This window comes from Xanthobacter dioxanivorans (assembly GCF_016807805.1).
GTDB classification, from domain to species: domain Bacteria; phylum Pseudomonadota; class Alphaproteobacteria; order Rhizobiales; family Xanthobacteraceae; genus Xanthobacter; species Xanthobacter dioxanivorans.
Genome location: NZ_CP063362.1, coordinates 4984259 through 5010624, shown reverse-complemented (window position 1 = coordinate 5010624; position 26366 = coordinate 4984259). Strand labels below are relative to the sequence as shown.

Genomic DNA, 26366 nt, shown 5'->3' with positions numbered 1-26366 from the left:
GACCTCATCAAAGCTCGATTTCTCACGAAAGAGGCATTCATGACGCCGAAAGCCCCATCCAACGGTAAGATTGCTCTGATCACGGGTGTCACAGGTCAGGATGGAGCTTATCTCGCTGACCTGCTCATCGAGAAGGGCTACACCGTCCACGGCATTAAGCGGCGTTCATCGTCCTTTAACACAGGGCGAATCGAGCATATCTATCAACATCCCCACGAGACGGACCCCCGCTTCATTCTCCACTATGGCGACATGACGGATTCGACCAACCTGATCCGCATTGTCCAGAGCTGCCAACCGGACGAGATCTACAACCTCGCGGCGCAGAGCCACGTGCAGGTCTCCTTCGAGACTCCCGAGTACACCGCCAATGCCGACGCCATCGGCGCCCTTCGCCTGCTGGAGGCGATCCGCATCCTAGGCCTGGAGAAGAAGACCCGCTTCTACCAAGCGTCCACCTCGGAGCTGTACGGCCTTGTGCAGGAGGTGCCGCAGTCGGAGAAAACCCCGTTCTATCCGCGCAGCCCCTATGCCGCAGCCAAGCTCTACGCCTACTGGATCGTGGTGAACTACCGCGAGGCCTACGGGATCCACGCATCCAACGGCATTCTCTTCAACCATGAAAGTCCGCTGCGCGGCGAAACCTTCGTCACGCGCAAGATCACCCGTGCGGCGGCGGCCATCAAGCTCGGCCGTCAGGGCAAGCTCTTCCTCGGCAATCTCGATGCCAAGCGCGACTGGGGGCATGCACGGGAATATGTGCGCGGCATGTGGCTGATGCTGCAGCAGGAGGTTGCCGACGACTACGTGCTGGCCACGGGCGAGACCACTCCGGTGCGCACCTTCGTGGAATGGGCGTTCGAGGATGTCGGCATTGCCCTCGAATGGAAGGGCGAGGGCGTCGAGGAAAAAGGCTACGACAAGGCCACCGGCAACGTGCTGGTGGAGGTGGATCCCCGCTACTTCCGTCCTACCGAGGTGGAACTGCTCATCGGCAACCCGGCGAAGGCGCACGCCAAGCTCGGCTGGAAGCACGAGACATCGGTGCGCGAGCTGGCGCGGGAGATGGTGCTGGAAGACCTCAGGGTCATGCAGACGTCCGCCATCATGAAGGAAGCCTGAGATGGCCTACGCTCTGAGCGGCAAGCGCGTCTGGGTGGCCGGGCACCGGGGCATGGTGGGCTCAGCCATTGTCGAGCGGCTGGCGGCCGAGGGCAGCGCGCCGTCTCCGCCTGGATCGAGAAGACCAAGCCGCAAGCGGTCTTCCTCGCCGCAGCGAAGGTGGGTGACATCCTCGCCAACGACACCTATCCGGCCGACTTCCTCTACGACAACCTCATGATCGAGGTCAACATCATTGAGGGCTCGTTCCGCGCGGGGTCGAGAAGCTTTTGTTTCTCGGCTCCTCCTGCATCTATCCGAAGTTCGCCGAGCAGCCCATCGTCGAGGAGACGCTGCTCACCGGACCGCTGGAGCCCACGAACGAGTGGTACGCGATTGCCGAGATCACCGGCATCAAGCTGGCGCAGGCCTATCGGCGCCAGCACGGCTGCGACTTCATCTCGGCCATGCCCACCAATCTCTACGGCCCGCGCGATAATTTCGATCTCAACTCCAGCCATGTCATGCCGGCTCTGATCCGCAAGGCGCACGAGGCGAAGCTGCGGGGCGACAAGGAAATCGTGATGTGGGGTACGGGCACGCCGCGGCGGGAGTTCCTGCACGTGGCGGACTGCGCCGACGCCTGCGTCCATCTCATGAAGGGTCTATTCCGGCGACTGACGTGCTCCCCGTTTCTAGGCCAACCGGACCTGGAAAATTCCGGGGTTAGGGCTCATTCCTGCGGGGATGCCGGAGAGCCATTCATGAGCGCGATCGGCGGCTTGTTGCCGATCACGCTGTGCGGGCGAACCTCGTTATAGTCTCTACGCCAAGCCTCCATTTTCGCCCGCGCGTCGTCAAGGCTCATGAACCAGTGCGTGTTCAGGCATTCCGCCCGGAGCTTGCCGTTGAACGACTCGATAAAGCCGTTGTCCGTGGGCTTGCCGGGCCGCGAGAAGTCGAGCACCACGCCCTTCTGATAGGCCCATAGGTCGAGATCCCGACTGACGAACTCCGATCCCTGATCCACCCGGATGCTCTGCGGATAGCCGGTGCTCCGGCAAATCCGCTCCAGCGTCAGCACGACATCCTCGCCCCGATAGCTGAACCGCGGATCCACCGCCGGCGAGAACCGCGTGAAGGTGTCGACGATGGTCAGAACCCGGATCTTGCGGCCCGTGGCGAGCTGGTCGTGGACAAAATCCATGGCCCAGGTCTCGTTGCTCCGCGTCGCCGCACGCCGGTCGTCACGCAGCTTTGCCTTCACGCGGCGCTTCGGCACCTTGTTCCGCAACTGAAGGCCCAAGCCCTTGTAAAGGCGATAGATCCGCTTCGCATTGACCGCCCACCCCTCCCGCCGCAACAGGATGTGCACGCGGCGATAGCCATACCGCACGCGTGTCTCGCAGATCTCCTTGATCCGCTGGTTCAGCTCGGCCTGCGTGCCCCGCTTCGACTTGTAGGCATAGAGCGCACGATCGACCGCCAGGGTGGCACAGGCGCGCCTGGCCGACACCTTCCAGTCTTCGCGCAGCCTGTCCACAAGCTCGCGCTTGCGCGCAGGCCTCAGAGCTTTTTTGACAGCACGTCCTGCAACATCGCCTTGTCCAGCGACAGGTCCGCCACGATCCGCTTCAGCTTGGCGTTCTCGTCTTCCAACTGGCGCAGACGCCGCATCTCCGAAGGCATCAGCCCCGCATATTTCTTGCGCCAGTTGTAGAACGTCGCGTCCGATACCCCGGCCTTCCGGCACACCTCCGCCACCGGTGTTCCGTCTTCCGCCTGCTTCAGAACGAACGCGATCTGTGCCTCCGTGAACTTCGATGCCTTCATGGAACTCTCCTCGTCCCCGAGCCGGGGATCATAAGTGGAAAATTCCAGCTCAAACTGGCCTAAAAAATGGGGAGCACGTCACAATGGCTAGCATGACCACAAGGTGCGGCAGTCAGTCGCGTTCATGGTGGGTTGGCCGCGCTTGCCGGCGCTTATGGAGACGTGCTCTTGTAATATAAGTTAGCTGTGTTCCGGTCGCGGTCATTAAGTGATGACGCCTAGTGGGACGTCTGATGAGCCATCTTGAAGCTGCTGGGGCGTAACCGGACTTCACGACGTCTCCGGTTAGGCTACGTTGGATGCTCTGCTGACAGTCTCTAGGATCAAGACTCTGGCCTACGGTGCTAATTTGATTGAAACATGGCGCTTTGCCGTTGCCATACCAACAAACACCCGCCAAGAAAGAGGAATGGCTCACTTGAGCGGGGAAAAATATCAGAGAGTAACTCGCGGGAGGGGTCAAGTCAGTTCTAATGCCAGAGGTGCGTAGCATGCGGGTCACATGGCTAGCTTTGGAGTGGCCCAGGCCCGGGGTTCATTCGGGAGGCGTTGGCCGCTATGCAGCCCGAATGGCCCAGCGAATGGCGGGCATGGTCGACCTCACTGTCGTGACGTTTGAGGGGGTTGAGGAGTATCCCGGTATTCGGTTGGTGACTATCCCGGCGCCCGTTAGCCGGTTCGAGCGCTATTATGGATCGGCTTGGCGCGCCAAGGGGGCAGTTGCGGCGACGGTGCCCGATCTCGTCCATGCGCATGGAGATGACTTCCTACTCTCGCATGGTACGCCGATCGTCCGCACTTTCTATGGTCTTTCACTCAGCGAGGCGCTTTCGTCGCGAGGGTTGCGGCGGTTCAACCATTTCATCCTCGCAGGGCTCGAACAATGGGCAGCTCGGCGCGCGACGACCCGCCTGGGTATCGCCGTAGAAGCCGTGGAGCACTTTGGATGCGAAAGTCTCTTCCCCCCTTTTTTTGGGACGACATCCGCCGGCGTGAGGCGGCCGTCTGAGACTCCAACAATCGTGTTCATCGGCAGTTTTCAAGGTCGTAAGCAGGGATGGCTCGCTCAACGCGCCGTCGCTGGACTTCGCGCAACACATGCATGGCACAAAGCACGGCTGATCGTCGTTGGTCCGAAGGAAGATGCTCAGAATTGGGAGCCGTGGGTCGACCACTGCAGTGGTCTCTCCGATCAGGATGTTTCAGGACTCCTCGCTGCCGCATGGCTGTTAGTATCCCCGTCACGATACGAGGGGTTTGGCATCCCGATCGTAGAGGCATTGGCGCACGGCGTCGCAGTGGTCGCGATTGAGAATCCTGGCAGTTCGTACATTTTGGGGCAGGCTGAGCCAAGGGTTCCGCTGATGTTGACAAACGAAGAGGGCTTCTCGGACGCCGTTTCGACGCGAATTGAGAACGGGCCGCTCCTCCATCCCGAGGAGTTTTTCGCCGCTCAGGACGTCGTTTCGCGCCTGACCCGAGCTGGTTCGCCGGAGCGTCTCTTCGAAATCTACCGGGAAACCCTGTCCAAAAGAGGACGACGTTAGATGGGCCGAATCAAACCTCGTCCCCCGGGATATGTGTTTGAACGCAAGCAGATAAAATTACCGCCGCACCATCTGAATTCACTCCAAGTCATATTGTTCGGTCTCCGTCGTCGCCTCATGGACGGCCCGATCGGTCGCTTCATCCGACACGCCGCGGAGCGGCACCCTTACATCGTCGGTGAACATGGCCCTTATTGTAGCATTCATCCGACCGCTGCAATAAACAATGCGATCTTAAATGCAACAAGTGGTGTGATTACGGTCGGTGAGCACGCGTTCTTTGGTCACGGCGTCAATCTTCTCGCAGGCACACATGACCCGATGAAAATAGGATTTGATCGACAACGAATGATTCCTGGAAGCGGGTACGATATCACGATCGAACGAGGAGCCTGGATTGCAACGAATGCGACGATCATCGGACCATGCCGCATTGGCGAAAACGCCGTAGTCGCAGCAGGCGCAGTTGTCGTCGCCGATGTGCCACCGAACACTCTAGTGGGTGGAGTTCCTGCTCGTGTCATCAAGACACTCGATTTACCGCATGCGGTAGACGCCGAACGGCCGTATTCGATATCGGATGAAACCTAAAAATGCATTCCGTGTGGCGTGTGTGGGAGCGATAAGAAGTGAGCGACGAGGCCGGGCCCACCTGCGCTTTGAACTGGTGAGGTGTGTTTCGTGTCAGTAAGGTGGCGCGCCGACATGATGTCTGTCGGAGCCTGGTGTTCTCGTGACGTTGCCCCCAACTTCTATCCAGCTGTGAGTTCGTTCCGTCGGTTGGATGACGTGCTCCCCGTTTCTAGGCCAACCGGACCTGGAAAATTCCGGGTTAGGGCTCATTCCTGCGGGGATGCCGGAGAGCCATTCATGAGCGCGATCGGCGGCTTGTTGCCGATCACGCTGTGCGGGCGAACCTCGTTATAGTCTCTACGCCAAGCCTCCATTTTCGCCCGCGCGTCGTCAAGGCTCATGAACCAGTGCGTGTTCAGGCATTCCGCCCGGAGCTTGCCGTTGAACGACTCGATAAAGCCGTTGTCCGTGGGCTTGCCGGGCCGCGAGAAGTCGAGCACCACGCCCTTCTGATAGGCCCATAGGTCGAGATCCCGACTGACGAACTCCGATCCCTGATCCACCCGGATGCTCTGCGGATAGCCGGTGCTCCGGCAAATCCGCTCCAGCGTCAGCACGACATCCTCGCCCCGATAGCTGAACCGCGGATCCACCGCCGGCGAGAACCGCGTGAAGGTGTCGACGATGGTCAGAACCCGGATCTTGCGGCCCGTGGCGAGCTGGTCGTGGACAAAATCCATGGCCCAGGTCTCGTTGCTCCGCGTCGCCGCACGCCGGTCGTCACGCAGCTTTGCCTTCACGCGGCGCTTCGGCACCTTGTTCCGCAACTGAAGGCCCAAGCCCTTGTAAAGGCGATAGATCCGCTTCGCATTGACCGCCCACCCCTCCCGCCGCAACAGGATGTGCACGCGGCGATAGCCATACCGCACGCGTGTCTCGCAGATCTCCTTGATCCGCTGGTTCAGCTCGGCCTGCGTGCCCCGCTTCGACTTGTAGGCATAGAGCGCACGATCGACCGCCAGGGTGGCACAGGCGCGCCTGGCCGACACCTTCCAGTCTTCGCGCAGCCTGTCCACAAGCTCGCGCTTGCGCGCAGGCCTCAGAGCTTTTTTGACAGCACGTCCTGCAACATCGCCTTGTCCAGCGACAGGTCCGCCACGATCCGCTTCAGCTTGGCGTTCTCGTCTTCCAACTGGCGCAGACGCCGCATCTCCGAAGGCATCAGCCCCGCATATTTCTTGCGCCAGTTGTAGAACGTCGCGTCCGATACCCCGGCCTTCCGGCACACCTCCGCCACCGGTGTTCCGTCTTCCGCCTGCTTCAGAACGAACGCGATCTGTGCCTCCGTGAACTTCGATGCCTTCATGGAACTCTCCTCGTCCCCGAGCCGGGGATCATAAGTGGAAAATTCCAGCTCAAACTGGCCTAAAAAATGGGGAGCACGTCAGGCCAGGCCGCTCCTTCCAAGCGTATTGCTTTACCGATAGCCGAGCGCCGGCTGCGGTAATGGCGCCCCTCTTCCGCATACTCGATTGCAATGAGGTGGCAGACTATCTTCTGGTCCAGCCCACCGAGCTCCTGACGCAAGACGGCAGTGGCCTGTCCCCGCTCGCCGAATGGATGGACCACGGCTGGCGCAACCTCGGCGACAATCCCCGTGGCCATAAAACCGCAAGATCCTTCCGGAGATCATAACGGCCTCAGCCGACTGAGTATCGTCGCTTTTAGCGAACCTGGTCGAGCCGCCACCGAGAGATTTGTGGGCGCGTGTTCACTCACCCCCGTTGGCCTTGAGCGCAGAGTGGGCCAGCAGAAAGCCCGTTGCCGCTCTTGGCGGCGCGTCCGCCCCGGTCTATTTCCCCGGACCGGAATTGGCGCGGCGCAAGGTCGAGGTGGGGGACGTCAAGGTCGGCTTTGCTACGTGGTGAAGCCGAGATTTTACCGTCCCTGTCATGGGACGGCCGGTCGTCGGCGCACTGGTACCGAAAACGATGGTACTGGAGCCATCCGCTTCACAACGTCGAAGCTACAGCATACCGCATTGTAACAAGCTACCGATCACCTGTTCCGTTATCTATACACTCACGCAATATGGTCTCCCAATACATTACGTGTTTATGCCACGAAAATTGCTCAGAAAGGTGCAAAGATACGCTGCGAAGGGCCTTCCGAACACTCGAATCGGAAAAAATCTCGACAGCCGTTTTTGCCAGTTCCATCGGCTGTCCTGCTGGCACCATCGCTATCGATCCTCTCGGGAATAAGGTATCGTCTGTGTTAACGCCGTAAGTGGTGAGGATAGCCGTTCCGGCGGCCAAAGCGTTCAATGCTGATGTTCGCCTACCCGATACTCCGTCGTCGTACGGCAGAACAAAGAGATCGGACGTCGCAACTAGGTTCCACGCATCGTGGGCGCTCACATATCCCCAAGATTCTATCCGTGGGTGGTTCGGACGGAGGCCCCCGATCGTGACGAACCTGAAGTCTATTTTACGAGCGGCGAGTGCGTCCGCGATTTGGCCGAGCAACCGAGCGCCTTTCTCAGGATCGTCGGTCCCCATAGCGGAAAGCAACGCGGTATTTTCACCGATGCCGCGCGAGGCTCGCCAATTGGCGTCGATGACCTCGCGATCTAGCGTCGGAGCAACGGAGATGACATCAAGACGTTTCCGCCACCATGGCAGAAAATGGAGCAATCGACGGCGCCGTGATTCGATGGTAAGGACGAACCGTTTGCTAAAAAATATCATCAGTACAACAGCAATTCTTTGCGCGAAATGCCATGGCGCCCTTAAATAGGAGTGATTCCAATTCGCATAGAGCTCGTGCGCGTACACCACGAAAGGTATTTTTGTTATGACACTGGCCATAATGACCAATGAAACTACGGGTATCCCTGGGCCACGACGATTAAAGGAATATGGTCCGTATTGGAGGAGGATAGCATCTGGCCTTTCCAAGCTAATTTCATTAACAAGAGACTTCAATGACCAAAGCGACCATGGTCCGTTGAGGACAGAAACCTTTACCGCGTCATATATTGGCGCCCCATCTCGTGTAATCACAGTCACTTTGTGCCCACGCTCTTTCAACTCTAAGCACAATCGAGCGACATAATCTGAAGTGCCGCCCTGTCGGGGCGGGTAGTGCGGAGTCAATATGAGAATTTTCATGAGGACAAACGTCTATTTTTTTGCAGAATCAACGTGTTCCCCTTCTTGGCGCCGATCAGAAGGAGATTCTTTTCCTTTCATGGCATGCGTCTGACGGGATGGCAACGCTCATGGTGCATGCCCCGACAACGGAATGCCTTGATCCGGCACGGCGCGACCATTTTCACGATCTTGTCTTAGCGGCCTGTGAGACGAGGCCCAGCTCGGGTCCCGCGCTGCATCGGCAACTAGCGTATCCTGATCGGATTCAAATGGTCGTCACAAATGCCTATAGTCGGAGGTGGCAATAAGCGTTCCAAAGCTGCGATCTGAACTGCCCATCCTGTGCTGAGCTCCATTTACCAATGCTCATCCGTTCACTGCACCACGGCCTTCACGCTGCAGCTTCAATTGCTGCCTCCGCAACCGAATAAGCAAGAACTGCGCCATGTCCGATTCTCCACTTGAAAGCCAACTCCCATCGGATTGCAGGCATTCAGATAACTCGAGGTTCTCTTGCGTTGCACAACCACTTCGCCGGGCCTTAGATCGAGGCAAAACCTAAGCATTGGCAGGGCCTTTTGCCTCTACAAAGCGGCTTGGCTCGGGCGCACTAGACGACATGTGTGCAGTGTGTCAATTCTAGCCGGTGTGGTCGGACCCCGCTGGAGCGGTGCATTTCGAGAGGAATGAGATGAAGATCGTCCCCGTCGTGCTCGCCGGTGGTACCGGAACCCGCCTCTGGCCGCTGTCGCGCAACGCCCTTCCGAAGCAGTTCATCGCGCTCACATCGAATCTCTCGCTATTCCAGGAGACCCTGCTGCGCACGCCGCCGGGGCCTGATTTCCTTCCGCCGGTGGTGATCACCAACGGCGACTACCGCTTCTATGTCCAGCGCCAGGCGCAGGAGGTGGGAATCGAGCCCGCCATCATCCTCGAGCCGGCGCGGCGCGACAGCGCCCCGGCGCTGGTGGTGGCCTCGGCCTATGTGGCGCGGCGCTACGGGCCGGAGACGCTGATCCTGGCGCTCGCCTCCGACCATGTGGTGCGGGAGCCGGAGAAGTTCCGCGCCGCGGTGACCATCGCCGCCAAGGCGGCGGCCCTCGGCCGCATCGTCACCTTCGGTATCGCCCCCGATTCCCCGCGCACCAGCTATGGCTACATCAATCCCGGCGCGGCGCTGGGCGGGGAGGGCGCGTTCGAGGTGGACTCCTTCGTCGAGAAGCCCGACGCGCCGACCGCGCAGCGCTATCTGGATGCCGGCTATCTCTGGAATTCCGGTAACTTCCTGTTCCCTGCGGAGCTCCTCATCTCCGAGGCGATGGCCTTCGAGCCCGATCTGGCGGCAAGCGCCGTCGCGGCGCTTGAGCTTGCGGACGAGGATCTCGGCTTCATCCGTCTCGATCCCAAGGCGTTCGAGGCGTCGCCGGCCAAGTCCATCGACTTCGCGGTGCTGGAGCACACGCGCAAGTCTGCCGTGGTGCGGGGCGACTTCTCCTGGTCCGATCTCGGGTCGTGGGATGCGGTGTACGAGGTCGGGGCGGCCGATGGCGACGGCAACGTGGTGCAGGGGCCGGTGGCGCTGCTCGACAGCTCGGGAAGCTATGTGCGTTCCGAGGGGCCGCTGGTGGCCTGCATCGGACTTGAGAATGTGTCGGTGGTCGCCACTTCCGATGCGGTTCTGGTGATGCCCACCGACCGCAGCCAGGACGTGAAGGACCTGGTCACCCAGCTCAAGAAATCCAACCGCCGCGAGGCCGACGTGCACCAGATCGTGCATCGGCCGTGGGGCACCTACGAGACGGTCTGCCTCGGCGACCGCTTCCAGGTGAAGAAGATCGTGGTGGAGCCGGGCGGCGTGCTCTCGCTGCAGAAGCACCATCATCGCGCCGAGCACTGGATCGTCGTGCGCGGCACGGCGGAGGTGACGCTCGCCGACCGCAAGTTCACGGTGCACGAGAACGAGTCCACCTACATCCCCCTCGGCAACGTGCACCGCCTCGCAAATCCCGGACGCATCCGCCTGGAGCTCATCGAGGTGCAGACCGGCTCCTACCTGGGCGAGGACGACATCGTGCGCATCGAGGACATCTACCAGCGGGCGTGAGCGCACCCGTCACAGGTGCGAAGGCCGGCCACCGGCGCAGCCTTTTCGGGCGCAGCAGGTCCCGGCGGGCGGAACAGGTGCAGGCAGAGGATCCCCTCGTCGGTCAGGGCCGAGGCGTCGCCGGTTGAGAATGGATCGAAGAGCGTCGGCCCATCGGACCCGCGCTGGAAGGCGGCGAGAAGGTCGCCGGGGCTGGAGGCGAGAGATGATTGCGCCCAATCAACCACACTCGCGGCCGCGCGCCGGTGCCGTGCCGCGCTTCGGACGGCCTGCTACTTTCGGTGCAGATCAGGCAGCCGGTTCAACACGCCCCGCTTCACCGATGCTGTGCTGGAGGGCGGCATGCGGAGCCCAAAAGATCACCGCAGAAGATAGGTGGCTCATGTCCTCATCGAACTCCTCTCGCGCTCGTTAACATCCGAATGCACCGGACTCAGTGCCTTCGAGACTGGCTCCGAGCCCGCGCCGGATTCCGCAAGGAGATCATTTGCTACACTTAATACGAGGCCCGACTCCACCTTAAGAAGCAGAACACCGATCGATGATCGCACAGATTGCAACGGATCAACGCGGCGGCGTAAGGCACACCAAACCCAAACTTAAAAAGCTCACCAACTATCCACCAAAGCGAAACACCTTAACCTGAGGTAGAGCATCTGAACCCGATCACGCTGGATGGATATAGTCACGCTCAGACCATCCTTTTCATTGAGTTTGGCTTGGATATAACTCCACGATCGACCTTCCAATAAAACTAGTTCAAATAGTTACCGTGTACTCGGAAAAAATCACAGACAGATTGGAGTATTTGAATCATGAGCCTATCTAGCTACGTGCAATGGCGGCTACGTCGCTTGAGGTTATCAATTGGGGCTTCTCGCAAAATTGATGATGATAGGTTAGGATTTTTGGCTCGCGAGGCGTGGCCGTCGAAGAAGACTGCTACATATCGCTACTGTGGTAAGAGCGTTACAATGACGCACCACACCGAAGATGTGGCGGCGTTCGAGGAACTCTTTGTCAGCGGAGTGTACGATCTTCCTTCAGCGTGGGGGGACATGATGCCCGCAAAAAAAATCGTTGATCTCGGCGGCAACGTCGGCATGTTTGGCCTTTATGCTGCGATCCATTGGCCTGCCGCAAAGTTGGTCGCGTTTGAGCCGGATCCCGCCAATGCTGCCAAGTATCGCAGGATGATCGCTGACAATTCAATAGCATGCGAATTTGTTGAGAAATGTGCGGGCGCCGCGGATGGCACTGTTACGTTTGCCGTGGGAAAGCAGGCTCATTCACACATCACAGACGATGGGAGTGGAATCAAGCTACCGGTAGTGGATGTCTTCCCCTATCTGGCTAACGTTGACATTCTAAAAGTAGATATTGAGGGCGGTGAGTGGCCAATCTTGTTGGACAAGCGTTTTGAGTCAAATACTTCGAAGCTCCTGTATCTCGAATACCATCGCCATATGTGCCCGGTGGCGGACTTCCGTGGTCTGGCTGTAAAAACGCTCGAATCGGCGGGCTACGAGATTCATCATATTTTCTACAACGAGCGCCTTGGCGCAGGTGTACTGCATGCACGTCGGGGATAGTCGACAGAATGAAGCGGTCGTCGCAACAGGAATATTCCGTCCTATGCTAGCCATTGTGACGTGCTCCCCATTTTTTAGGCCAGTTTGAGCTGGAATTTTCCACTTATGATCCCCGGCTCGGGGACGAGGAGAGTTCCATGAAGGCATCGAAGTTCACGGAGGCACAGATCGCGTTCGTTCTGAAGCAGGCGGAAGACGGAACACCGGTGGCGGAGGTGTGCCGGAAGGCCGGGGTATCGGACGCGACGTTCTACAACTGGCGCAAGAAATATGCGGGGCTGATGCCTTCGGAGATGCGGCGTCTGCGCCAGTTGGAAGACGAGAACGCCAAGCTGAAGCGGATCGTGGCGGACCTGTCGCTGGACAAGGCGATGTTGCAGGACGTGCTGTCAAAAAAGCTCTGAGGCCTGCGCGCAAGCGCGAGCTTGTGGACAGGCTGCGCGAAGACTGGAAGGTGTCGGCCAGGCGCGCCTGTGCCACCCTGGCGGTCGATCGTGCGCTCTATGCCTACAAGTCGAAGCGGGGCACGCAGGCCGAGCTGAACCAGCGGATCAAGGAGATCTGCGAGACACGCGTGCGGTATGGCTATCGCCGCGTGCACATCCTGTTGCGGCGGGAGGGGTGGGCGGTCAATGCGAAGCGGATCTATCGCCTTTACAAGGGCTTGGGCCTTCAGTTGCGGAACAAGGTGCCGAAGCGCCGCGTGAAGGCAAAGCTGCGTGACGACCGGCGTGCGGCGACGCGGAGCAACGAGACCTGGGCCATGGATTTTGTCCACGACCAGCTCGCCACGGGCCGCAAGATCCGGGTTCTGACCATCGTCGACACCTTCACGCGGTTCTCGCCGGCGGTGGATCCGCGGTTCAGCTATCGGGGCGAGGATGTCGTGCTGACGCTGGAGCGGATTTGCCGGAGCACCGGCTATCCGCAGAGCATCCGGGTGGATCAGGGATCGGAGTTCGTCAGTCGGGATCTCGACCTATGGGCCTATCAGAAGGGCGTGGTGCTCGACTTCTCGCGGCCCGGCAAGCCCACGGACAACGGCTTTATCGAGTCGTTCAACGGCAAGCTCCGGGCGGAATGCCTGAACACGCACTGGTTCATGAGCCTTGACGACGCGCGGGCGAAAATGGAGGCTTGGCGTAGAGACTATAACGAGGTTCGCCCGCACAGCGTGATCGGCAACAAGCCGCCGATCGCGCTCATGAATGGCTCTCCGGCATCCCCGCAGGAATGAGCCCTAACCCCGGAATTTTCCAGGTCCGGTTGGCCTAGAAACGGGGAGCACGTCAGAATCTCGAGGGTCCCGCGCTACAATCCTGCTTGCTTAGGCGGTGGCGGTCAGGTGGCGGGACCATTTTTGTACGGCGGCCGCGAAGTGCCCTGGCTGATCTTTCCCCGAAAAATTCGGCGAATATTTCACAGCAACCTTACGTATAATAACAGAGAAAATTCGCCCCAATCCCGCGTCTTCAGCGCGCTTTTGCGACCGGCGTGGACAACCCTCTGGCAGTGTGAGATGTGTAATATAATGCAAGTCCCATAACCGTTATCGTAGAGACAACTCGCTACCATCGTGATCGCAAGGGTAGCCCGTAGCTCGGTTCGAAGTCAAAGGAAATACAAGAAATGCACCGCCGTTTGGATGCAATGAGGGTACTTTAATGGCTCATAAACCTTTAACGCGCTCCAGTAGGCAATTCTCTGGCAACCAGTTCACTAAATTCAACCGGCATTCCACGTGGTCCAAGGCGCCGCTCGATTTGGAATCGCAAGCTACGGGCGCACCGCAGCGTCAGGGCGAAATGCGATTGATTATTGTTCAAGTGGGATTTGCAGCAGCCGTAATAGCCACGAGCTTTGGTGGCATGGCGCGCCTAACAGATTTAGCTTTCACGCCGTTGGCAGTTTTAATCGGATTGTATTTGTTCTTTTCTTCGTCCCCGCAATATATGGCATTCTGCATGTGGCTGTGGATGCTCACACCGTTTGTACGACGGGTAGTTGATTTCGGAATTGGCTTTCAACCTCAAAGCTTCGTTATGCTTGCTCCATTTGCAGTAAGCCTGATTTGCATCATAACGGTATTCAGGACTATGCAACGTATTCCCGTGCCATATTGGTTAATCTTAATAGCTGTAATTCTGGGATTTTTATTCGGACTGGTTCAAACGGAATTGAACGCGGTGATACTTGGAGCTTTAGATTGGATTGCTCCGCTATTTCTAGCCGTGCATATTTTAGCTTACCCGGATCTCGTGAAGAGTCATGCAGATCGTATATTTGGAGCAATGACGTACGGCACGCTACTAATGGGCGCTTATGGAGCACTGCAATTCTTCTATCTCCCATCATGGGACGCATTCTGGGGTGTAAACGCCGCCATGGCCAGCCTTGGTCCCGTAGAGGCAGGCAGCATTCGTGTTTTCTCGACCATGAATTCGCCGGGAGTTTTGGCACTGTATTTAATGTCTGGATTAACTATTTCATTAATGTATAAGTCGAAGGTAAAATTTATGTCAACAATATTTGGACTATTATCTTTTATGCTGACAATGGTCAGATCTGCTTGGGGTGGATTTTTTATTTCCGCTTCTTTTGTGTTCGTTAGGGCGCCATTGAAAGACAAATTGAAATATATAGTAGTTTTTAGTTTCGCAATTGTCGCTTCAATATTTATATTCTCGTCGGGCGAGCTATATGATAAGTTTGACTCTAGATTCAATACAATTTTCAATCTCGAAAATGATACGAGCTATAGGGCTCGGTCAAATTTCTATTCGGATATGAGTGACGTCGTGGCCGGCATGGTGGCGGGGGAGGGGCTGGGCCGTACCGGTCGAGCTTCTAAATTAGGTGGGCAGACAGATTTTACTTCGTTTGATAGTGGTGTGTTGGAGATTATGTTCACTTTTGGCTTCTTCGGGGTTCTCGTCTTTATTGCCAGCGCGATGATTTTAATTAGAACTGTTAGAGCATCAGCATACGGATCCTACGCTAGTGGCGCCGCCGCAATCGCTATTGCCACGATTTCTCAATTAATATTTTTGAATGTATTGAGCGGCCCTTCCGGCGTGATTTTTCACGTCTTTTCTGCGCTAGCGATGGCTCATGCTGCTTCTTCTACGTCCCATTCAACTGAAACCATAGTTCCAGGGTGAGGGTGATTCTCGACTTTGAGGCGCGAGAGGTTGTGAGTTGTAAGAGCGTTTTCCTCACGTTTTGATTCGGATTGGATTCCCAAATCGGCGGCGAACTGAATTGATGGGGTGGATGCCCCCCTCCAGCGGGCACGTATTGTGTCCGGGCAGCGCCGTGGTGGCGCTTTCAGGGGAGGAGCACATGCCAGATGTTCATGTCCTTGCGATCGACCTGGCCAAGCGGAGTTTCCAGGTTTGCGGCACGGATCGGGGCGGGGCGGTTCTGTTCAACCGAACGGTGTCCCGCACGAAGCTGATCCAGCTGTTGAGCGCGCAGCCGCCCTGCATCGTGGCGATGGAAGCCTGCGCAACGAGCCACTATTGGGGCCGGTTTGCTCAAGGCCTTGGACACGACGTGCGGCTGGTTCCACCGATCTACGTGAAGCCCTTTGTGAAGCGGCAGAAGAACGATGCCGCTGACGCGGCCGCGATCGCCGAAGCTGCGCTGCGCCCGAACATGCATTGCGTCGCGGTCAAGAGTGCCGAGCATCAGGCTCGTGCAGTAGCCTTCCGGACCCACCAGTGTTTTGTCCGCCAGCGTACCCAGCTGATCAATGCCCTGCGTGGCCATCTGGCTGAGTTCGGGCTGATCGTCGCCCAGGGACCCGCTCACCTGAAGCAGATCATCGAACTGCTCGACGAAGCAGGGCCGGAGGTGCCGGACGCCGTCAGGGAGATCGTCCGGCTCTACCTCGATCAGATCGACGTTCTCACGCGCAAAATCGAAGAGCTGCATCGCCGGCTCAGGGATGCAACCCAGGAAAATGCCGAGATGCGCCGTCTCTGCACGGTCCCCGGTGTCGGTCCTGTGACAGCTGGCGCTGTCCTCGCCTTCGCCCCCGATCTGCGCGCCTTCTCGAGCGGCAGGAACTTTGCGGCTTGGCTGGGGCTCGTGCCGAAGCAACGATCGACCGGTGGCAAGACACGGCTCGGCGGGGTCAGCAAGATGGGACAGACCGACATCCGCAAGCTGCTGATCGTTGGCGCCATGAGCCGGATTCGATGGATCATCCGCAAGGGCGTGTTACCGGACAGTTGGCTCGGACAGCTTGTAGGGCGCAAACCTCGCATGGTCGCCGCCGTCGCCTTGGCGAACAAGATGGCCAGGATCATCTGGGCGATCATGACAAGGGAGGAAAATTACAGGATGGCGTGAGCCGTTGCCTTCCTCAGGAGGGGACAGCTATCGCCTCGGGGTCCTCGGATCCCGGCAAGGAGATCGACTGACGACCTATGCGGCAAGGACTTCAATGTTCAGGACGGGGAAAACCAGTCCCGGGGCTCGAGCGCAAAGCTCTCTGAACCGATGTGGACCCTGTTCTTCGAACTGCATACCGGCCCCGTGGCGCAGGTCACGACCAGAGGCCTGACACACGACCGATAGAAGCACCGAGCCGCTGAAGCCCGTCAGAAGAATCCCCTTGCAAAACCGGGGGCATCCACACACCCCGCCCCGATCCGTGCCGCAAACCTGGAAACTCCGCTTGGCCAGGTCGATCGCAAGGACATGAACATCTGGCATGTGCTCCTCCCCTGAAAGCGCCACCACGGCGCTGCCCGGACACAATACGTGCCCGCTGGAGGGGGCATCCACCCCATCAGTTCAAGGCCCGCCACGTAAAGGGGACATATCTGCCGCCATTCCTCGTGCCCCAGCACGGAGACAAATGGCCTCAGAAAATCCTTCAGTGGCTCACAATAGCTCGCCATGGCTTGCGCATGAATCCGGGCGCAAAGCTCAACACGTCTGCGTTATCAATCCGTTAGCCTGCCAAAGAAGTGATGGCCGTGGATTTCTCCAGCTTCTGCTGGACCAAATTCGGTAAGCACCGCATTATTCGAACGTCGCAATTCTAGGAGCATTGTCGCATGCTGATTTCGCGTCGGGATGCCATGAGAGGGGCTGGCTTGATGGGTTTGCCACAACTCGCCTCAGCTGAGCGAGCCGCGGCGGACAGCTCCACCAACGGAGAGAAACTTTATCTCCCGGAGCTCCCCGGTTCGGTTGCGCGCACGATCAGCCAGCGGCTCGCCGATCGGATATCGGTCTTGGATTTTGGCGCAGTCGGCGATGGAAGGACTGATGATACGCAGGCTTTTCAATCAGCAGCCGACGCCGCAGCGGCCACCGGCAAGACGCTATTTGTTCCCGCCACTGGCAATGGCTACCGGATCACAGACACAATTCAGATTTTCTGCCGACATGTGCTCGGAGACTCCAACTATCTTGGATCAAGAGGACGCGGCACGCTGGTCCGTTTCGAACCTTCGGTTGTTGCCGATATGAAACCGTGCTTCGCAATACGCGACGGGATGTATGCTTCTGGAGTATTTGAAAATATAGCAATTCACGGGAGGGAAAACTATGCTCGCGAACGCCTTTCCGAAGTGGTGCGGGCCGATTTGCTGCCTGATTATCAGGCATTTTCCCCTGGGGTATGTGCTATCGGTGTTTTTGGACTCAGCCAACCTACATTTCGAAATATATCTACTGTTGGAGTAAAAGCTGGCCTTTATCTCGATAGCACTAATGGTCACATCAGCAGCTATGATTGTTATTGGTCTGGATTATTTGGTGTATATTGCCACAGAAACAGTGAGGATTACTTTTTCATGGGTGGCCAGATACATGGAATTTTTGCGTGTGTCGTATTCGGAACGTTTGATCATGCCAATCATAATGGTGGATTTACCGCAGCCATGTACCGAGTGCATATGGGGTTTTCGCCGTATGCATTTTACCAAGTCCGTGATCATTTATTTCTGCTTCGTTGCATTGGTTTGAGTGGCCGATTCGACTACGTTCGTTTCGAGCGAATTGGCGAAGCAATATTTAATTTTCTGCCCCAGTCAATTTCCGGAGGATTGTCGATTGACAGTTTTGGTATGAGCTGGTCGCCGATTCACCGCGAATTTCCTAAACCTCAGCCGAGCGGCTGGATCACGAATCTGCCGCCGGATATCTTGCCCTACGAGGAACAACAACAGTATATGATGCGCTTTGGTGTGGTGCAGAATAATGTTCACCTCTCATGGTTGGGGGACATGTCTACGATTAGACGTTCGCCATACGCTGAAAAGCCGCGGGGGATTGCGTTGTTTGAATATCTCGCCTGCAGCGATACATCGAATCTTGCCGTACTACGCGGCGATTTCGAAGTGAAACGAAGCACACGCCCGGATAGTTGGACGCGCTATCGCATCGGCCCAGCCGCCCGAAAAGGTGATCTGATGGTTGATCGCGACGTTGCGCCTGCCGGCAACTTGCTGGCTGCACCAGAGGCTATAGGCAACTGGTCGCGCGCGCCCGACATGGCGGGCGCGGCCCGCCTCACATCCGGAGCTCTCAAAGATATGTGGGACTCCTTGACGGCGGAAGCTACCGGGAGCCAGGTCGGTTCCCAAACCGCGCGGGAACCACCGCTCGCGTTCCTCGAGGAATTGGGAGCCAATCCGACAGTTTTGAAGCTTGAGGCTGGCCCAGGCAGAGTAGTATTTCGCCTTCCATTCGGGGATGGCGGGCTCGAAACAGAAAGGCGGGCGCTTTATTTAGGTTTTTGGGTATTCGGTGGACCAATCGTTAGTCGCGTACGACTAGGCAATGGACATGATTTCTACGAAACATATTCGGATGGGCGCCAGGTATGGAAAAAAATCGTCTGCGTCGATCAGATTCCAGCCAGCAAAATAGAAGCTTTAACCGTGCAGCTTCAGGGTGGCGTTTGCCTGCTTGCGGGCGTAATGGCAACGCTCGATGGGCCGGCCCCTTACAATGCGCGCAACGTGCCTCGCGTGCGTGGGGGGCTTGCTTTGGAAAAAGTTGAAACTGATTTGCATGCGCCTCCCGCCGGGGAGGCAGCTCCCTTGCCGACCCGGCCTGCTGGCTACCTGACCGTCGAGATTAACGGCGAGCAGCGGCGGCTTCCATACTATTGATAAGATGAATTGATATTCATTGCATCCAGATCACGACTGCGGCGAGATGGACGAAGCCTGAGAATTAGGTTGCTCGGATGTCGTTTCGTCTTGCGATGTGTGGAAATGATCCGTTCTGTAGTGACGTTGCCCCTCGCCAAGGACATCGACGACTTCGTGTTCGACGACACACTCATCAACGAGACCCTGGTGCGCGACCTCGCCGGCGGCAACTTCCTCGCCCACCAGCGCAACGTGGTGCTGATCGGCGGGACCGGAACCGGCAAGACCCACCTGGCCATCGCCATCGCGCGTGCCGCCATCCGAGGCGGCGCAAGGGGGCGCTTCTTCAACGTGGTCGACCTCGTCAACAAGCTGGAGGCAGAGGCTCGATCCGGCCGCCAGGGCCGCATGGCCGACTATCTCTCCCGCAAGGACTTCATCGTCCTTGACGAGCTCGGCTACCTGCCCTTCGCCCAGTCCAGCGGCCAGCTCCTGTTCCACCTCGTCAGCAGGCTCTACGAGCAGACCTCGGTCATCGTCACCACGAACCTCGCCTTCGGCGAGTGGCCGAGCGTCTTCAACGACCCCAAGATGACCACCGCGCCCCTCGATCGTCTCATCCACCACTGCGACATCGTCGAGACCGGAAACGAGAGCTGGCGCTTCAAGAACCGCGCCTGACCTCCGCCACCATTGACCCCACTGCCGCTGTGCCACACCAACGCTCCGCGGCAGTGGGGTCAATGCCCCAGGCCGGGGTCAATATTCGGCGCCGATATGGGGTCAGGTTTCCGTGCCGATTGACACCCAATCCGCAGCATGTGGAGAATGACCTGGGCGTCGTTGGGATCGTTCTTGTCCCAGCCGTTGTGCAGGGCCTCGCGCGTGCGGGCCAGGGCCACCGACGAAACCAGACGAACCTGGAAGCCGGCTTCGCGCAAACGCCAGGCAATCGGCCGGTGATAGTTGCCTGTCGCCTCCATGGCGCAGGCGACAGGCCGGCCAAAGCCCTTCAACAACACGATCAGCCGATCGTGCTCGGCGCGCGTGTTCAGGACTGTCATGCGCCGTCGCCGCTTCTGGCCGGGTGTCTCGATCAGCACCTCGTTCCGCGCTTTGGCGATATCAACCGCCACCAGAACGACGTCATCGGGCATAGGATGCAAAGTGGTGATGGTGGGTCCGTCTCCGGAATGAGGCTTTGAACACTGTCATTTTAGAGACCTGCTGACCGACCATGACCGCCTCAGCCGGCGCGCTGCGCGACCCAATGGCTCCGCGCGCCGGCTGAGGCTCCTTCCTTCCTGATGTGCTATGGCAGCGAGTTCAGTCGAACGCCATCCTTGCCTTCACGGACGCGGCACAGCTCCAATGGCATTACATCGCGCCCGGCAAGCCCATGCAGAACGCCTTCATCGAAAGCTTTAACGGCCGCCTGCGCGATGAGCTGCTCAACGAGACGCTGTTCTCGACGCTCATCAGCCAGGCCAGGGCGTCTCTCAGCAATTGGAGGGCCGATTACAACGGCTCCCGGCCCCCTTCCGCGCTCAGATGGCAAACGCCGTCCGCCTTCGCCGCTACCTTCCACCCGAGACGGGGTCTGCCCCTGCGCGCGGCCAAAGGCTCCACGCCAGATCCCCTCTTCGCCACTGGCCAGCAGGCGACTGACGTGCTCCCCGTTTCTAGGCCAACCGGACCTGGAAAATTCCGGGGTTAGGGCTCATTCCTGCGGGGATGCCGGAGAGCCATTCATGAGCGCGATCGGCGGCTTGTTGCCGATCACGCTGTGCGGGCGAACCTCGTTATAGTCTCTACGCCAAGCCTCCATTTTCGCCCGCGCGTCGTCAAGGCTCATGAACCAGTGCGTGTTCAGGCATTCCGCCCGGAGCTTGCCGTTGAACGACTCGATAAAGCCGTTGTCCGTGGGCTTGCCGGGCCGCGAGAAGTCGAGCACCACGCCCTTCTGATAGGCCCATAGGTCGAGATCCCGACTGACGAACTCCGATCCCTGATCCACCCGGATGCTCTGCGGATAGCCGGTGCTCCGGCAAATCCGCTCCAGCGTCAGCACGACATCCTCGCCCCGATAGCTGAACCGCGGATCCACCGCCGGCGAGAACCGCGTGAAGGTGTCGACGATGGTCAGAACCCGGATCTTGCGGCCCGTGGCGAGCTGGTCGTGGACAAAATCCATGGCCCAGGTCTCGTTGCTCCGCGTCGCCGCACGCCGGTCGTCACGCAGCTTTGCCTTCACGCGGCGCTTCGGCACCTTGTTCCGCAACTGAAGGCCCAAGCCCTTGTAAAGGCGATAGATCCGCTTCGCATTGACCGCCCACCCCTCCCGCCGCAACAGGATGTGCACGCGGCGATAGCCATACCGCACGCGTGTCTCGCAGATCTCCTTGATCCGCTGGTTCAGCTCGGCCTGCGTGCCCCGCTTCGACTTGTAGGCATAGAGCGCACGATCGACCGCCAGGGTGGCACAGGCGCGCCTGGCCGACACCTTCCAGTCTTCGCGCAGCCTGTCCACAAGCTCGCGCTTGCGCGCAGGCCTCAGAGCTTTTTTGACAGCACGTCCTGCAACATCGCCTTGTCCAGCGACAGGTCCGCCACGATCCGCTTCAGCTTGGCGTTCTCGTCTTCCAACTGGCGCAGACGCCGCATCTCCGAAGGCATCAGCCCCGCATATTTCTTGCGCCAGTTGTAGAACGTCGCGTCCGATACCCCGGCCTTCCGGCACACCTCCGCCACCGGTGTTCCGTCTTCCGCCTGCTTCAGAACGAACGCGATCTGTGCCTCCGTGAACTTCGATGCCTTCATGGAACTCTCCTCGTCCCCGAGCCGGGGATCATAAGTGGAAAATTCCAGCTCAAACTGGCCTAAAAAATGGGGAGCACGTCATCTACAAGCTGAACAAGACGGCGGGCGCCAAGCCCATCGGCGCTCGCGAAGACGGGCGGCATCCGGATGCGCGTGTCCCGCCGCTTCCGGAGGAGGCGATTCATGAGCAGGCCTATTGCCTGTCACTGCCCAAAAACGTGAGGTGGTCCCGCATTGGCGGACAGATTGGCGGCTTCGCTAAGCTTGGTTCTGGTGTGTGTCACGCCGCCATGTTGATGCCGTCGCAGGCCATGTGGACCTCCTCCGGCGTTCTGCCGCCGAGAGCCGAGTGGGGCCTCGTGCGATTGTAGTAGGTGATCCATCGGCCGATCCCGGCCCGCGTCTCGGAACCGGTCTCGAAGGCGTTGAGGTAGATGCATTCGTATTTCAGCGACCGCCAGAGGCGCTCGATGAACACGTTGTCCATCCACCAGCCGCGGCCATCCATGGAAAGCCGTACGCCGGCGTCCAGCAGCACCTGGGTGAACCGCGGGCTGGTGAACTGGCTGCCTTGGTCGGTGTTGAAGATGCCCGGCCGCCCGAACCGGGAGAAGGCCTCCTCCAGTGCCTCGATGCAGAAGTCGGCCTCCATCGGCAGCTTCCGCCTTGCCGGAAAAAACCGTGGCCATTCCCTCGACGGCCTGCTTCTTCCAGGCGTTGATCATAGTCTGGTGGACGCCGTGCTTGGCGGCCAGATGCGCTACCGTCTGCTCCCCGCGGAGCGCCTCAAGGGCCACCTACGCCTTGAACTCCGCTGAATATCGCTTCCTCTTCCCGGTCATCGGGCTCGTCCTTCCGTCAGGCCGAACCAAGCTTAGCTCCCTGTCCGGGTTTCGGGGACCACCTCAGTGGATTTGCTGATAAATGCAATATTGGCGTATTGCATAATATTTATGGACGAGTGTTTGGAGATGCCGAGCGCGGTATAGATAATTATTTTGACGAATATTTTTTTAAGTCGCAAAATAATTCATCGCGACTCGTTGTCTTGAACGATCTTGGGAGTTCCATTGCTCGGGCTCTGCCGGATAGATCACCGGCGACGCATTTTTCCTACAAAGGAATTTGCGGCCGCTCCGTCTATATTATGGCCCGGCACGGACGTCCCAGCAATGCTAATTATTTTCGTATGATCACGCATGCCTTCGCTCCAAGGGCGGCGGTATGGATTGATCATGCGGTTGCCTGTAGTGGTGAGATTGTTTATCTTGAAGGCTGCGGATATAAAGATAATGTCAAGCGAAAAGGCCCGATAGGTGTTGAGGTTACGGATCCCTATCTTGGAGATGGGGTTCGGGTTCCTGCCTTTGTCCGTGGATATACCTGCATGCTGGATGCCCAGTTCGTGTTTGGGCAGCGGCTCGTCACAAGGAACGAGCTGCCCGATCGCTTCGCGTTCTGGTGCGATCTGATCGATCGGCAGGACGCGCGGGTGTTTCGCGACAAGGTGAATGTCGATGCTCTCACGGTGCGCGGGGAGGCCCGTTCCGGCGCCGCCACAGGCGGCGTCACCGTGATCAGCCGGTCCTTGGATCCGACCTGGCGGAAGGTTCACGTGAAGGTGCCAGGCGGCGACGGGGGGGCGTCCCGGACGGCGCTGGTCATTGTGAATAGCGAATTTTCGCAGGATGATGCGAAATCCACCGTATATATCCTGACGGTACACGGCAAAAATATCAGCTCCGGCAGGCTGTACGGCGAAGATGTCCTCACTTTTTCACAAGAGTTGGATGATATGGTGTCCATATCATCCTTGCGCCCGGCCAAGCATTCGGTGGCGGTCATCATGACCGGATCGGAAGACCAATGAGCCGAGTTCCGACCGCTGTCGCCATCGCCTCCATTCGGGCCTGCCCGGTGGATGCGCAGCGGGAGGTGCGACGAGAAGGCTTGGCGGGTCGGGCAAGGGTGTGGTCTGATGAATGTGTATGCGCGGTGCAGCAAGCGCTCGGAGATGGGGGCTCTGGGAGAAATCACGGTCGGGAGAGGTGTCCGTATGCGAGGCTCGTCGGTTGCTTTGTGTTGTTTCCGCATCGTATTCGCTGCTTCCTTGGGTAAGGGGATGGCACCGATCTTACGTGGCTTGCTCCAGCGGGCACATGACGGGCGATGACGGTTCTTGTCACCGGCGGTGCCGGCTATATCGGAAGCCATACGGTGCTCGCCCTCGTCGACGCGGGTGAGAAAGTCTTGGTGCTGGACGACCTGTCGACGGGACACCGCCGGTTGGTACCCGATGGCGTCGGGCTGATCGTGGGCGACGTCGGGGACGGCGCCTTGGTCCGGCGCATCGTCGAGCAGTATGGGGTGTCCGAGATCATCCACTTCGCCGCTCGGATCGTGGTGCCAGAATCGATCTTGGATCCGCTTGGATATTATCTCGGAAATACGGTGAAGACTCGCGCCGTGTTTGAGGCGGCGGTGAGTTGCGGCGTGCGCCGGGTGATCTTCTCTTCAACTGCCGCGGTTTACGGCGAGCCTCGTGTTGCGATTATCGGGGAGGATGAGCCGAAAGCACCCATCAATCCCTATGGACGCTCGAAACTGATGAGCGAGTGGATGCTGGCGGATGCAGCCTGCGCCCATGGTCTGTCCTATACTTCGCTTCGCTATTTCAATGTGGCTGGAGCCGATCCGGCGGGGCGTTCGGGCCAGTCCTCGAAAAATGCCACGCACCTCATCAAGGTGGCGAGTCAGGCTGCGTCGGGTGAGCGTCGCGGCGTCGAGATATTTGGCACTGATTACCCGACACCCGACGGTACGTGCATCCGCGACTACATCCATGTCAGCGACCTTGCTGCGGCGCATGTGGCCGCGCTCGTCCGGTTGCGCGCAGGGGGCCCCAACATGACCCTGAATTGCGGCTATGGCCGGGGCTACTCGGTCAAGGAGGTGGTCGACGTGGTAAAACGGGTGTCCGGCGTGGATTTTCCCGTCACGCTGTCGCCGCGCCGTCCGGGGGATCCGCCCTGCCTTATTGCCAGCGTGGAACGCATTCGCTCCGAACTTGACTGGACACCGAAGCTCGACGACCTCGATGCGATCGTCCGTCACGCGCTCGATTGGGAAAGGCGCCTTGCCCGCAAGGAACTGGCCGGGCATGCATCGGCCAGCTGATCACTCGGCCCTTCCCGCAAAGCTGCCGGACCGGCCGAATTGTGGGACTATGGCTGTGTGTCGCCGGGCACGAGAGGGGATTGGATGTGGCGATGCCGTCGCAGGGCGAGGGCTCCATCGCGGGGTTGGGGGCGATTCACCGGGCAAATGGGTTCAATTTGCTCGGACCGCGCTCTAGTGGATAGGCGGGTATTTGGTTCGGACTGGCATCGTGTCATCCGAGTTGCGTGTGAAATTGTTTCTCAGATATCGGCTTATCGGCGGGCGGAGCAGAGATATGTGGAGTCGAATTGTACGAGGCATCGGAAGTGTCGATCGATTGGGCGAAGTCGCGACCTGCGTAAAGAATGTCAAAGATTCGCCGAACGTAATTTTGTCCTTTGTCGGTCTGAAAAGAAATCGGTACCCGCTGCAGGTCGCTGACAAAGCAGGACGCCTGCTGACCCTGTACGATTTCGCCGACCTCACCACCTTGTGGGCCGTGTGGTGTGCCGGCGAGTACAGCATCCCGCGCGACTCCACCGTGGTGGTGGATCTCGGCGTGAATATCGGCGCCTTCTCGCTTTTCGCACTTGCTTCTGCGCCGAACTGCAGGGTTGTGGCAGTGGAGCCATTTCCCGCCACGTTTGAAAAGCTTTTGAAGACCGTGGAGCTCAACCATCTCGGGGGCCGGGTCGATTGCGAGATGTCGGCGATCTCGGACAAGGCCGATACGCTGTACATGGATGCCGACCAGGCCATTGACAGCCACTCGCGCAGGGTCTCGACGCAACGTGGCGCGGGGGACGAGATCCCGGTGAATTCCCTGGGTATCGCCGACCTTCTCGCGAAATACGGGGTGGATGAAGTCGATTACCTCAAGTCCGACATCGAGGGCGCAGAAGTCCAGCTGTTCAAGGGGACGGATGCCGACGTGCTGAGGCGGGCGAAGAAGATCGGGGTGGAGTGCCACAGTCAGGCCGGGCAGGAGACGGTCTGGGGCAAGCTGGAGAGCTCCGGGTTCCAGCTGGATCGTGTGTCGCGCGGCTCGAGGTACGGCAATGCGAGTTCGGCGGAATTTATTCGGATTTGAGTGCCGCCGGAGCGTGATGAAGGCAAAGGGAGCTGCCCCTTTCGATCTTCTGAGCGCCGGCTCCTTCGGCGCCCAGGCGACGGCAGGCTTGGCCTGGCCGATTTACCTTTGACGCTTCGTTCCTCTGGACATGGGCCCTCCGCGCCGGGAAGGCTGCCAGCCTTTCTCCGGGATCGGATCATCCGACTGGACCTTTCGGCGGGCGGCAGGGCATGTTCCGTGCGGGCGGGGTTGTCGTAGCATGCGCAAGGAATATGGCACTTGAGTGCGTCTG

At 58.8% G+C, this 26366-nt stretch carries 16 protein-coding genes and 5 pseudogenes; 15 read left to right on the top strand and 6 right to left on the bottom strand.

Features of this window, described 5'->3' with window-relative positions; translation table 11 throughout:
- Nucleotides 1-39 precede the first annotated feature (39 nt).
- Both gmd and EZH22_RS23290 read left to right on the top strand, forming a co-directional pair.
- Complete coding sequence (gmd, locus tag EZH22_RS23295) at nucleotides 40-1122, top strand: GDP-mannose 4,6-dehydratase (RefSeq protein ID WP_203192777.1); 1083 nt, start codon at nucleotides 40-42, stop codon at nucleotides 1120-1122.
- 1 nt (nucleotide 1123) lies between these two features.
- A pseudogene (locus EZH22_RS23290) lies at nucleotides 1124-1763 on the top strand (GDP-L-fucose synthase family protein); the annotation flags it as partial.
- A gap of 71 nt (nucleotides 1764-1834) precedes the next feature.
- On the opposite strand, the gene EZH22_RS23285 reads toward EZH22_RS23290, so the two are convergent.
- Nucleotides 1835-2934, bottom strand: a protein-coding gene (locus tag EZH22_RS23285; protein ID WP_203192769.1) for an IS3 family transposase whose coding sequence is annotated in 2 segments (ribosomal slippage) — nucleotides 1835-2682 and nucleotides 2682-2934 — 1101 coding nt in all. Because the reading frame shifts where the segments join, the coding sequence is not laid out codon by codon here.
- Nucleotides 2935-3524: 590 nt separating this feature from the next.
- Here EZH22_RS23285 and EZH22_RS23280 point away from each other — a divergent pair.
- Together EZH22_RS23280 and EZH22_RS23275 are read left to right on the top strand one after the other, a co-directional pair.
- The gene (locus EZH22_RS23280; RefSeq protein WP_231711111.1) at nucleotides 3525-4481 is read left to right on the top strand and encodes a glycosyltransferase family 4 protein; all 957 of its coding nucleotides are present in this window, start codon (nucleotides 3525-3527) and stop codon (nucleotides 4479-4481) included.
- 33 nt (nucleotides 4482-4514) lie between these two features.
- Nucleotides 4515-5072 carry an acyltransferase gene (locus tag EZH22_RS23275; protein ID WP_231711110.1) on the top strand — a complete coding sequence of 186 codons (558 nt, stop codon included), beginning with the start codon at nucleotides 4515-4517 and terminating at the stop codon, nucleotides 5070-5072.
- A 248-nt stretch (nucleotides 5073-5320) separates the two neighbouring features.
- On the opposite strand, the gene EZH22_RS23270 is transcribed toward EZH22_RS23275, so the two are convergent.
- Both EZH22_RS23270 and EZH22_RS23265 read right to left on the bottom strand, forming a co-directional pair.
- Nucleotides 5321-6420, bottom strand: a protein-coding gene (locus EZH22_RS23270; protein ID WP_203192769.1) for an IS3 family transposase whose coding sequence is annotated in 2 segments (ribosomal slippage) — nucleotides 5321-6168 and nucleotides 6168-6420 — 1101 coding nt in all. Because the reading frame shifts where the segments join, the coding sequence is not laid out codon by codon here.
- 685 nt (nucleotides 6421-7105) lie between these two features.
- Entirely contained in the window at nucleotides 7106-8227 is a 1122-nt protein-coding gene (locus EZH22_RS23265; RefSeq protein ID WP_203192775.1) for a glycosyltransferase family 4 protein, read from the bottom strand.
- 673 nt (nucleotides 8228-8900) lie between these two features.
- Between EZH22_RS23265 and EZH22_RS23260 the strand changes: the two genes are divergently transcribed.
- The 7 genes and pseudogenes from EZH22_RS23260 to istB all read left to right on the top strand — a co-directional run.
- Nucleotides 8901-10313: a mannose-1-phosphate guanylyltransferase/mannose-6-phosphate isomerase gene (locus tag EZH22_RS23260; RefSeq protein WP_203192774.1), complete on the top strand. Its 1413-nt coding sequence runs from the start codon at nucleotides 8901-8903 to the stop codon at nucleotides 10311-10313.
- 974 nt (nucleotides 10314-11287) lie between these two features.
- The gene (locus EZH22_RS23255; RefSeq protein ID WP_203192773.1) at nucleotides 11288-11905 is read left to right on the top strand and encodes an FkbM family methyltransferase; all 618 of its coding nucleotides are present in this window, start codon (nucleotides 11288-11290) and stop codon (nucleotides 11903-11905) included.
- 137 nt (nucleotides 11906-12042) lie between these two features.
- Nucleotides 12043-13142, top strand: a protein-coding gene (locus tag EZH22_RS23250; RefSeq protein WP_203192769.1) for an IS3 family transposase whose coding sequence is annotated in 2 segments (ribosomal slippage) — nucleotides 12043-12295 and nucleotides 12295-13142 — 1101 coding nt in all. Because the reading frame shifts where the segments join, the coding sequence is not laid out codon by codon here.
- Nucleotides 13143-13569: 427 nt separating this feature from the next.
- On the top strand, nucleotides 13570-15066 hold the full coding sequence (locus tag EZH22_RS23245) for an O-antigen ligase family protein (protein ID WP_203192772.1): 1497 nt from the start codon (nucleotides 13570-13572) through the stop codon (nucleotides 15064-15066).
- Nucleotides 15067-15247: 181 nt separating this feature from the next.
- Complete coding sequence (locus tag EZH22_RS23240) at nucleotides 15248-16261, top strand: IS110 family RNA-guided transposase (RefSeq protein ID WP_203192771.1); 1014 nt, start codon at nucleotides 15248-15250, stop codon at nucleotides 16259-16261.
- 713 nt (nucleotides 16262-16974) lie between these two features.
- Nucleotides 16975-19041, top strand: a complete 2067-nt coding sequence (locus EZH22_RS23235; RefSeq protein ID WP_203192770.1) for a glycosyl hydrolase family 28-related protein — start codon at nucleotides 16975-16977, stop codon at nucleotides 19039-19041.
- A gap of 123 nt (nucleotides 19042-19164) precedes the next feature.
- Nucleotides 19165-19704: pseudogene (istB, locus tag EZH22_RS23230) on the top strand (IS21-like element helper ATPase IstB); the annotation flags it as partial.
- An 89-nt stretch (nucleotides 19705-19793) separates the two neighbouring features.
- Here istB and EZH22_RS23225 read toward each other — a convergent pair.
- Nucleotides 19794-20180, bottom strand: a pseudogene (locus EZH22_RS23225) (IS110 family transposase); the annotation flags it as partial.
- Nucleotides 20181-20353: 173 nt separating this feature from the next.
- On the opposite strand from EZH22_RS23225, the pseudogene EZH22_RS23220 reads away from it, so the two are divergent.
- A pseudogene (locus EZH22_RS23220) lies at nucleotides 20354-20740 on the top strand (integrase core domain-containing protein); the annotation flags it as partial.
- Between the two features lie 3 nt (nucleotides 20741-20743).
- Here EZH22_RS23220 and EZH22_RS23215 read toward each other — a convergent pair.
- Nucleotides 20744-21843 (bottom strand): IS3 family transposase gene (locus EZH22_RS23215; protein ID WP_203192769.1). Its coding sequence is split into 2 segments (ribosomal slippage): nucleotides 20744-21591 and nucleotides 21591-21843, totalling 1101 coding nucleotides; the frame shifts between segments, so codons are not numbered across the junction.
- 280 nt (nucleotides 21844-22123) lie between these two features.
- Nucleotides 22124-22495 (bottom strand): annotated as a pseudogene (locus tag EZH22_RS23210) (integrase core domain-containing protein); the annotation flags it as partial.
- A gap of 309 nt (nucleotides 22496-22804) precedes the next feature.
- On the opposite strand from EZH22_RS23210, the gene EZH22_RS23205 reads away from it, so the two are divergent.
- From EZH22_RS23205 to EZH22_RS23195, 3 genes are all read left to right on the top strand, one after another.
- Complete coding sequence (locus EZH22_RS23205; protein ID WP_203192768.1) at nucleotides 22805-23713, top strand: hypothetical protein; 909 nt, start codon at nucleotides 22805-22807, stop codon at nucleotides 23711-23713.
- Between the two features lie 299 nt (nucleotides 23714-24012).
- Nucleotides 24013-25020, top strand: coding sequence for a UDP-glucose 4-epimerase GalE (gene galE / locus EZH22_RS23200; RefSeq protein ID WP_203192767.1), 1008 nt, complete (start codon nucleotides 24013-24015; stop codon nucleotides 25018-25020).
- A gap of 319 nt (nucleotides 25021-25339) precedes the next feature.
- Nucleotides 25340-26092: an FkbM family methyltransferase gene (locus EZH22_RS23195; RefSeq protein WP_203192766.1), complete on the top strand. Its 753-nt coding sequence runs from the start codon at nucleotides 25340-25342 to the stop codon at nucleotides 26090-26092.
- Nucleotides 26093-26366 lie beyond the last annotated feature (274 nt).